General features: G+C 67.6%; 1 protein-coding gene. It reads right to left on the bottom strand.

What is annotated here, in order from left to right:
• Positions 1–137: 137 nt before the first annotated feature.
• Positions 138–437, bottom strand: a complete 300-nt coding sequence (locus GTW51_RS23340; RefSeq protein ID WP_163046406.1) for a DUF736 domain-containing protein — start codon at positions 435–437, stop codon at positions 138–140.
• Positions 438–966: the final 529 nt, after the last annotated feature.

The raw sequence follows: 966 nt of genomic DNA, 5'->3' as shown, positions 1-966 counted from the left end.
CGTCGATTATGCGGAGAGTGGGATTATGCGAAGCGCTGTGCTGTGAGGTCTGGCTTTCTGTGGGTTTTGGCGGGGATTGCTGCGCATAACGCCGGGGGTTTCGGGCGCCCCGCATGGAGCGGAGCGCCCTTTGTCGGCTACCTCGACCAGATGAGCTTGTGCTCGCCCTTTTCGCCCTGGACGAGGGAGGCGTAGACGGGGGCGGTGAAGGAGGGATCGTCGAGCTTGAGCGAGAGGTATTCGGCTCCGGTCTCGCGGGCGGTTCGGCTCCACCCTGCACCGAACTCGATCCCGTTTACGGTGACGCGGTAGTCGGGCGCCTTGTCGCTGTCGCGCTCGCAAGGTCGGATGGTGGCCTTGACGCTGAGGGTGAGGGTCTTGATCGTGCCGGCGAAGGTGCCGTTGTCGTCGCGTGTGAAGGTGCCGATCTGGGCCATTGTCGTCTCTCCTGTTGTGTTCGAAGCCGCCCGATGCGGCCTCGATGGGGGTCGAGGGGCGACGGGGCGGACGGCGGCACCCGACAGGGCCGTAGCGCAGCGCAGGACAGCGGTAGCCGAGCTTGTTGTCCCGCGAGGAATGACCGCTTGCGGTCAGGGGAAGAAGGTCGGCGGAGCCGTTGCCGACCAGGGCCGGACCGGCGCCAGACCCACCCGAGGAGAGGCCGTGTCGGAGGCTTTGCGGGCATGTCGGGAGAGAGCATGTCCCACAGGGAAGGCTCCGACCCGCCACGACCTGCGCCGTCGGCTGCATCATGGCGCACGCGCTTGCTTGGCGACCCACGCTCTGCACGCGCACCGCAGACAGGACGAGGCGCCCGCCATCGTCACGACAGGATGAACCGGGCGATGGGTACGGCGTTGAACAGGTTCGCCCCGGTTGGCCGGGACGAGGCTCTCAGCGCCGCCGCCTCTCCGACCCGGCAGCCCATTCCGTGCCCCCGAGCAACGAGGCAATCAACGCGTCCGG

It is taken from the genome of Aurantimonas aggregata (assembly GCF_010500835.1).
GTDB classification, from domain to species: Bacteria; Pseudomonadota; Alphaproteobacteria; order Rhizobiales; family Rhizobiaceae; genus Aurantimonas; species Aurantimonas aggregata.
Note: the sequence above shows the minus strand (reverse complement) of the source record. Positions and strands in the feature narration are given on the sequence as shown.

What these genes read in the sequence shown, in the direction of transcription:
- GTW51_RS23340 (WP_163046406.1), bottom strand. Translation starts at nt 437, where the DNA reads ATGGCCCAGATCGGCACCTTCACACGCGACGACAACGGCACCTTCGCC.